This window comes from Micromonospora phytophila (genome assembly GCF_023656545.1).
GTDB classification, from domain to species: domain Bacteria; phylum Actinomycetota; class Actinomycetes; order Mycobacteriales; family Micromonosporaceae; genus Micromonospora; species Micromonospora phytophila.
In genome coordinates, this window is record NZ_JAMOKF010000267.1 from 1 (window position 1) to 7,711 (window position 7,711).

A 7,711-nucleotide genomic window follows, 5' to 3' on the forward strand; every position below is an offset into this window, starting at 1 on the left:
CTCAGCCGACCGTTGCCGCCGCCTGCTCGACAGCGGCGGGCGGGCCGGCCGGCTCAGGGCGGTCCCTCGGCAGGCGGGCGCAGGCGATCAGGCCGATCAGCAGGAAGCCGGCGGCGGAGAAGGCCGCGTACCGGGTGGCCTGGGAGAAGGCGACCTTGGCCTCCTCGGCGATCGGCGCCGTACGCGGATCGCCGGCCAGGCCGCCGATGGCCGCGCCGGCGCTCTCCTTGACCGCCGTGACCACCTGGTCGCGCTGGGCCGGGTCGAGTCCCGGCTGGTCGGCGAGCCGGTCGCCGAGGATGCCGCCCAGGCTGGCGAAGAGCACCGTGCCGAGCACCGCGATGCCGAGCGCCGAGCCGACCTGCCGCGCGGTGCTCTGCACGCCCGAGCCCTGCCCGCTCTGCCGCACCGGCACCTCGCGCAGACAGACACCGGTGAGCTGCGCGGTGGCCAGGCCGACGCCCACCCCGTAGACGAAGAGGAAACCGAGCGGCGCCCACCAGGTCGTGTCGGGCGCCACGACGACGCCGAGCCCGGCCACGCCGACCAGCTCGGCGGCGACGCCGAGTTGCACCACCCGGACAGCGCCCCGGCGCCGGGTCAGGGCCGCGCCCACGCCGCTGGCCAGGAAGCTGCCCACCGCGAGCGGGAGCAGGGCCAGGCCGGTGTCGAAGGCGCTGTAGCCGAGCACGTTCTGGTACCACAGCGGCAGCGCGAAGAGCAGCCCGAACTCGCCGAGGCTGACGATCGCGGCGGCGACCACGCCGGTGCGGAACGAGCCGACGCCGAACAGCGACACGTCGAGCAGGGCCGGCCGTCCCGTCCGGTTGCGGCGGAGCTGCTGGCCAACGAAGGCGGCGAGGGCGAGCAGTCCCAGGCCGCCGGCGACCGGCACCGGGGAGATCCCGCCGGTCCAGTCGACGCCGAGGAGGTTGAACGACTCCGCGCGTTCCCACCAGCCGTAGGTGCGCCCCTCGATGAGGGCGAAGACCACGCCGGTCATGCCGATCACCGACAGCAGCGCGCCGAGCCAGTCGACACCGCGCTCCGTGCGATCGTCGCGCGACTCGGGGACCAGGGCGAGGGTGGCGGCGATGACGACCGCACCCACCGGGACGTTGATGGCGAACGCCCACCGCCACGAGTGCTCGGTGGTGAGCCAGCCGCCGAGCAGGGGGCCGAGGGCGGCGGCGCCGCCAATGGTGGAGCCCCAGATCGCGAACGCGACGGCCCGCTCGCGACCGCGGAAGTTGGCGTTGAGCAGGGAGAGCGAGGTGGGCAGGATCATCGCGGCGCCGACGCCCTGGAGCACCCGCGCGCCGATCAGCGCCTCGCCGGAGCCGGCCACCGCGGCCAGCACGCTGGCCGCCACGAACACCACGACCCCGGCGGCGAACATCCGCCGCCGCCCGGACCGGTCGGCGAAGCGGCCCGCGACCAGCAGCAACGCCGCGAAGGCCAGGGTGTACGCCTCCTGCACCCACTGCGCGCCGGTCGAGGTGATCCCGAGATCGCGGATGATCTCGGGCACCGCGACGTTGACGATCGTCGCGTCGACGATGATCGTCGCGACGCCGAGGCTGATGGCGAGCAGGCCCCACCAGCGCCCGCGGGTCCGCTCACGCATGCGGGCCTCACAATCGCTAGATTGTCTAGCTACCTGACATGCTAGCTTTAGCCGGTGAACGGGGTCACGTCAACCACGGGGCCGGGAAACGCCGGTCGACCGGCCGACGCCGGGTCGACCCGGGGACCGGCCGGGGCGCCGGGGACCAGCGAGGCCGCCCGCGCGCTGCGCGACGTGCTCCGCGTCGCCCGAGACACCCGCGGCGCGCTCGCCCGCCGGCTGGGGATCGGGATCACCGACGCGGCGGCCCTCGACCAGCTCGTCGCCAGCCCGGAGGCGCTCGGCCCGGTGGAGCTGGGCAACCGGCTCGGCATCCGCTCGGCCTCGGCCACCACGCTGGTGGACCGGCTGGTGCGCGCCGGCCACGTGGAGCGGACCCCGCACCCGCACGACCGGCGCCGGTTGGGGCTGCGGGTCACCGACCACGCGCACGAGGAGGTGCTGGCGGCGCTGCGCCCGATGCTGGTCGGGATCGACCGCGCGGTCGACCGGCTGACCCCGGAGCAGGCCGCGGCGACCGCCGGGTTCCTGCGCGAGATCGCCGAGGTGATGCGCGACTACGTCGCCACCGCCCCCGACGACCCGCCCGCCTCCCGCCCGGCCGGCTGACCCGCCCTCAGCGGGCGGCGAAGAGGCGGCGGATGACCGCCCTCGCCGCCTCCCGGGGATCGTCGCCGACCCGCTCCGGCAGCGCGCCGGCCAGCCAGAGCGTGGCGAAGCCGTGCACGATCGACCAGGCGGCGAGGGCGTCCCCCTGCGGATCGCCGGCGCTCGCCCGCTCCGGCGGCAACGCCGCCACCCCCGACCGCAGGGCCGCACCCGCGCGCTCCCGGGCGGCCTGCACCTCGGGCGCGTCGGCCCGGTAGAGGTCGGGGCGGAACATCACCTCGAAGTGCGCGCGGTGCCGCACCGCGAAGTCGACGTACGCGACGCCGGCTTCGTGCAGCTCCCCACCAGCGTCGGACATCGTCTCGGCCAACAGGTCGAAGCCCTCGGCGGCGAGCGCGGTGAGCAGGCCGGGCTTGTCACCGAAGTGGTGCGCCGGGGCGGCGTGCGAGACGCCGGCCCGCCGGGCCAGGTCACGCAGGCTCAGCGCCCCCGGGCCCGACTCCTCGATCACCTGCACCGCCGCCGCGAGCAGGGCGCGACGCAGGTCGCCGTGGTGGTAGCCGCGCGCACCGGTCATGCCGCCATCCTATCTTGGCATTGACAAGTTGCCCGTCGAGGGGGAATCTTGTCAGCGACTAGATCGACCCGAGGAGGTTCGGAGATGGTTCCACTGATCGCGCTCGTGACCGGCACCGCACTCGCCCGGCTGGCCGGCCTGGCCGGCGTGGCCACGCTCGACGGCTGGCACCCGGCACTGCGGGTGGGCCTGGCGCTGATGTTCGCGCTGACCGGCGTCGCCCACTTCACCGGCCGCCGCGCCGACCTCGTCGCGATGGTGCCGCCGGGACTGCCCCGGCCGGAGCTGCTGGTCACCCTCACCGGGGTGCTGGAGCTGCTCGGCGCCGCGGCGCTGCTCGTCCCGACGACCGCCCGCTGGGCCGCGGCCGGACTGGCCCTGCTGATGCTGGCCATGTTCCCGGCCAACGTCTCGGCGGCCCGGCGCGGCCTGACCCTGGCCGGGCGGCCGGTCACCCCGCTCGCAGCGCGGACCGTGCTCCAGGTCGTGTTCGTCGCGGCGGCGGCCGGAATTTCGTTTGGGCCCTGACTTTCAGGGAGCTAACCTGCTTGCCATGGACCTGATCCAACTCCGGGACGTGCCGCTCGGGCGGCTGCTGGTCGTCGCCGGCCACCTCACCGGGCAGCGGTGGAACCGCTACCTCGCCGAGGAACACGGGCTGACCCAGGCCGGGATGGTCACCCTGATGACCCTCGCGGAACACGGTGAGCTGCCGCACCGCACGGTGGCCGAGCGCTGCTTCGTCCGACCGGCAACCCTCACCGGCATCGTCGACACCCTCGAACGCGACGGCCTGGTCGAGCGGCAACGCGACGAAACGGACCGGCGCAGCGTCAAGCTCGCGCTGACCCCGGCCGGGCGGGCCCGGCTCGACGCGCTGACCGCGCTGATCCACTCCCACCGTCCACTCACCTCGGTCGACGCCGATCCGGCGAAGGCCGCCGTGGTGCGGGAGTTCCTCCTGGAGGTCATCGGCAGCGGCGAGGACCCCGGCACGGCGGACTTCGACCCGACATGCTGATCCGGCTGCTGCGTACGCACCTGCGCCCGTACCACCGGCCGCTGCTCGCGGTGGTGCTGCTCCAGTTCGTCGGCACGATGGCGTCGCTCTACCTGCCCAGCCTCAACGCCGACATCATCGACCTGGGCATCGCCCGGGGCGACACCGACTACATCGTGCGCAGCGGCGGATGGATGCTCGCGGTCAGCCTGGTGCAGATCGTCTGCTCGGTCGCCGCGGTCTTCCTCGGCGCGCGCACCGCGATGGGGTTCGGCCGGGACGTCCGGGCCGCGGTGTTCGGGCACGTCAACCGCTTCTCCGCCCGAGAGGTCGCCCGGTTCGGCGCACCCTCGCTGATCACCCGCAACACCAACGACGTGCAGCAGGTGCAGATGCTCGTCCTGATGAGCTGCACCATGCTGGTCGCCGCGCCGATCATGAGCGTCGGCGGCGTGGTGATGGCGCTGCGCGAGGACGTCGGACTCTCCTGGCTGATGCTGGTCAGCGTGCCGGTGCTGGCCGTCGCCCTCGGGCTGGTCATCCGGCGGATGGTGCCGGGCTTCCGGCTCATGCAGACCCGGATCGACACGGTCAACCGGGTGCTCCGCGAGCAGATCACCGGCATCCGGGTGGTCCGGGCGTTCGTGCGGGAGCCGTACGAGACGCGACGCTTCGCCACCGCGAACGAGGACCTGACCGCCACCGCCCTGCGCACCGGCCGGCTGATGGCGTTGATCTTCCCCGTGGTGATGCTGGTGCTCAACGTCTCCAGCGTCGCGGTGCTCTGGTTCGGCGCCCACCGGGTGGACGACGGAGCCATCCAGGTCGGCGCGCTCACCGCGTTCCTGCAGTACCTGATGCAGATCCTGATGGCCGTCATGATGGCCACCTTCATGCTGATGATGGTGCCCCGCGCGGCGGTCTGCGCCGAGCGGATCGTCGAGGTGCTCGACACCGACTCCTCCGTGCTGCCCGCGGCGCGCCCCGTCACCGAGGTGCCGACCCGGGGCGAGCTGGAGCTGCGCGGCGTGCGGTTCCAGTACCCGGGGGCGGCCGAGCCCGTGCTGCGGGACATCTCGTTCCGGGTGACGCCGGGCACCACGACGGCGGTCATCGGCAGCACCGGCGCCGGCAAGACCACCCTGCTGTCGCTGATCCCCCGGCTGGTCGACGTGACCGCCGGCGCGGTGCTGGTCGACGGCGTCAACGTCCGGGAGCTGGCACCCGACGAGCTGTGGCGCCGGATCGGGCTGGTGCCGCAGCGGCCCTACCTCTTCACCGGCACCGTCGCGAGCAACCTGCGCTACGGCAACCCGGACGCCACCGACGCGGAACTCTGGGCGGCGCTGGAGATCGCCCAGGCCCGGGACTTCGTCGAGGCGATGCCGGACGGGCTGGCGGCGGCCGTCGCCCAGGGCGGCACGAACGTCTCCGGCGGGCAGCGGCAGCGGCTGGCGATCGCCCGGGCCCTGGTCCGCCGGCCGGAGATCTACCTCTTCGACGACTCGTTCTCCGCGCTCGACCTCGGCACCGACGCGCGGCTCCGGGCGGCGCTGCGACCGGTCACCGCGGACGCCGCCGTGGTGATCGTGGCGCAGCGGGTCTCGACGATCGTCGACGCCGACCAGATCATCGTGCTCGAGGACGGCGGCGTGGTCGGGATGGGCCGACACGACGAGCTGCTGGAGACCTGCCCGACGTACGCAGAGATCGTGGCGTCGCAGAACACCGCGGAGGTGACCGCGTGACCGCCGTACCCCAGCAGAAGCCGGCCGCCGACAGGCGGACGCCGAAGCGGCTGCCCCCCGGCGGCCAGCGCGGCGGCCCGCCGTGGATGGGCGCCGGGATGCCCGCCGAGCGGTCGATGGACTTCGGGCCCTCGGCCCGGCGGCTGCTGGGCCGGCTGCGCCCGCACCGGCTGCACCTCGCCGCGGTGATCACGCTGGCCCTGCTCAGCGTCGGGTTCAGCGTGATCGGGCCGAAGATCCTCGGGCACGCCACCGACCTGATCTTCAGCGGGGTGGTCGGCCGGCAACTGCCGGCCGGCACCACCGCCGAGCAGGCCGTGGACGCGGCCCGGGCGGCCGGGAACGACAGCTTCGCCGACATGCTCGCCCGGATGGACGTGGTCCCCGGCGCGGGCATCGACTTCGCCGCGCTGGAGCGGGTGCTGCTGCTGGCGCTCGCGCTCTACCTGGCCGCCAGCGCGCTGATGTGGTGGCAGGGCTGGCTGCTCAACGGGGTGGTCCAGCGGACCGTGCTCCGGTTGCGCGCCGACGTGGAGGACAAGCTCAACCGGCTGCCGCTGCCCTACTTCGACCGACAGCCCCGCGGTGAGCTGCTCAGCCGGGTCACCAACGACATCGACAACATCTCCACCAGCCTCCAGCAGACGCTGAGCCAGCTGCTGACCTCACTGCTCACCGTGGTCGGCGTGCTGGCCATGATGTTCTGGATCTCGCCGCTGCTGGCGCTGGTGGCCCTGGTCGCGGTGCCGCTGTCGGTGATCGTCACCCAGCAGATCGCGAAGCGGTCGCAGCGGCAGTTCATCGCCCAGTGGACGCACACCGGCGAGCTGAACGGCCAGATCGAGGAGGCGTTCACCGGCCACGAGCTGGTCAAGGTCTTCGGTCGGCAGCGCGAGGTGGAGGCCGCCTTCACCGCCAAGAACGACGAGCTGTTCCGGGCCAGCTTCGGCGCCCAGTTCGTCTCCGGGATCATCATGCCGGCGATGATGTTCGTCGGGAACCTCAGCTACGTGGCCATCGCGGTGGTCGGCGGGCTGCGGGTGGCGTCGGGGTCGATGAGCCTCGGCGACGTGCAGGCGTTCATCCAGTACTCGCGGCAGTTCACCCAGCCGCTGACCCAGGTCGCCTCGATGGCGAACCTGCTCCAGTCCGGGGTGGCCTCGGCGGAACGGGTCTTCGCCGTCCTCGACGCCGAGGAGCAGAGCCCCGACCCGGCCGAGCCGGCCCGGGTCACCGACCCGCACGGCCGCGTCGAGTTCCAGCACGTCTCCTTCCGGTACGACCCGGACAAGCCGCTGATCGACGACCTGTCGCTGGTCGCCGAGCCCGGCCACACCGTGGCGATCGTCGGGCCGACCGGCGCCGGCAAGACCACCCTGGTCAACCTGGTGATGCGCTTCTACGAGCTGGACGCCGGCCGGATCACCCTCGACGGGATCGACGTCACCACGATGAGCCGGGACGACCTGCGCGGCCGGATCGGCATGGTGCTCCAGGACGCCTGGCTCTTCGGCGGCACCATCCGGGACAACATCGCGTACGGGCGGCCGGGCGCGACCGAGGAGGAGATCCTGGCCGCGGCCCGGGCGACCTTCGTGGACCGCTTCGTCCGCAGCCTGCCCGACGGCTACGACACGGTGATCGACGAGGAGGGCAGCAACGTCAGCGCCGGCGAGAAGCAGCTCATCACCATCGCCCGGGCGTTCCTGGCCGAGCCGTCGCTGCTGATCCTGGACGAGGCGACCAGCTCGGTGGACACCCGCACGGAGGTGCTGCTCCAGCGGGCGATGGCCGCGCTGCGCTCGGACCGGACCAGCTTCGTCATCGCGCACCGCCTCTCCACCATCCGCGACGCCGACCTGATCCTGATGATGGAGGACGGTCGCATCGTCGAGCAGGGCACCCACGAGGAACTCCTCGCCGCCCGGGGCGCCTACCACCGCCTCCACCAGTCCCAGTTCGCCGCCGCCGCCCAGCCCGCGCCGGTCCAGGGGTAGCCGTGGACGACGATCCGACGGCCGCGACCGCTCGACCGACGGGGCCGGGCGGCGCGGGCTCAGCGGGGCGCGGGCAGCAGGTCCGGCGCGCGGGTGGCGACGGCGTCGGTGATCAGGGCGACGGCGTCGGCGGCCGGCATCGGGGGCAGGACG

General features: G+C 73.5%; 7 protein-coding genes. 5 read left to right on the top strand and 2 right to left on the bottom strand.

Annotated elements, in window-relative coordinates; genetic code table 11:
* Position 1: 1 nt before the first annotated feature.
* Positions 2–1,627: a DHA2 family efflux MFS transporter permease subunit gene (locus NCC78_RS24085; RefSeq protein WP_250797220.1), complete on the bottom strand. Its 1,626-nt coding sequence runs from the start codon at positions 1,625–1,627 to the stop codon at positions 2–4.
* A 165-nt stretch (positions 1,628–1,792) separates the two neighbouring features.
* On the opposite strand from NCC78_RS24085, the gene NCC78_RS24090 reads away from it, so the two are divergent.
* Positions 1,793–2,236, top strand: a complete 444-nt coding sequence (locus tag NCC78_RS24090) for a MarR family winged helix-turn-helix transcriptional regulator (RefSeq protein ID WP_250797228.1) — start codon at positions 1,793–1,795, stop codon at positions 2,234–2,236.
* A gap of 7 nt (positions 2,237–2,243) precedes the next feature.
* Here NCC78_RS24090 and NCC78_RS24095 read toward each other — a convergent pair whose 3' ends face one another.
* Entirely contained in the window at positions 2,244–2,813 is a 570-nt protein-coding gene (locus NCC78_RS24095) for a TetR/AcrR family transcriptional regulator (RefSeq protein WP_250797221.1), read from the bottom strand.
* 84 nt (positions 2,814–2,897) lie between these two features.
* Between NCC78_RS24095 and NCC78_RS24100 the strand changes: the two genes are divergently transcribed.
* The 4 genes from NCC78_RS24100 (at position 2,898) to NCC78_RS24115 (ending at position 7,558) form a co-directional block, all read left to right on the top strand.
* Positions 2,898–3,341 (top strand): DoxX family protein, encoded by a 444-nt coding sequence (locus tag NCC78_RS24100; protein ID WP_250797223.1) that lies wholly within the window; start codon positions 2,898–2,900, stop codon positions 3,339–3,341.
* Between the two features lie 25 nt (positions 3,342–3,366).
* Positions 3,367–3,834, top strand: coding sequence for a MarR family winged helix-turn-helix transcriptional regulator (locus NCC78_RS24105; protein WP_250797225.1), 468 nt, complete (start codon positions 3,367–3,369; stop codon positions 3,832–3,834).
* On the top strand, positions 3,828–5,561 hold the full coding sequence (locus NCC78_RS24110; protein ID WP_250797226.1) for an ABC transporter ATP-binding protein: 1,734 nt from the start codon (positions 3,828–3,830) through the stop codon (positions 5,559–5,561). Before NCC78_RS24105 ends, NCC78_RS24110 begins: the two co-directional genes overlap by 7 nt.
* 98 nt (positions 5,562–5,659) lie before the next feature.
* Positions 5,660–7,558, top strand: a complete 1,899-nt coding sequence (locus NCC78_RS24115) for an ABC transporter ATP-binding protein (RefSeq protein ID WP_250797229.1) — start codon at positions 5,660–5,662, stop codon at positions 7,556–7,558.
* Positions 7,559–7,711 lie beyond the last annotated feature (153 nt).

Coding starts and splice junctions, on each gene's coding strand:
- NCC78_RS24085 (WP_250797220.1), bottom strand. CDS start 1,627: ATGCGTGAGCGGACCCGCGGGCGCTGGTGGGGCCTGCTCGCCATCAGC.
- NCC78_RS24095 (WP_250797221.1), bottom strand. CDS start 2,813: ATGACCGGTGCGCGCGGCTACCACCACGGCGACCTGCGTCGCGCCCTG.
- NCC78_RS24100 (WP_250797223.1), top strand. CDS start 2,898: ATGGTTCCACTGATCGCGCTCGTGACCGGCACCGCACTCGCCCGGCTG.
- NCC78_RS24105 (WP_250797225.1), top strand. CDS start 3,367: ATGGACCTGATCCAACTCCGGGACGTGCCGCTCGGGCGGCTGCTGGTC.
- NCC78_RS24110 (WP_250797226.1), top strand. CDS start 3,828: ATGCTGATCCGGCTGCTGCGTACGCACCTGCGCCCGTACCACCGGCCG.
- NCC78_RS24115 (WP_250797229.1), top strand. CDS start 5,660: ATGCCCGCCGAGCGGTCGATGGACTTCGGGCCCTCGGCCCGGCGGCTG.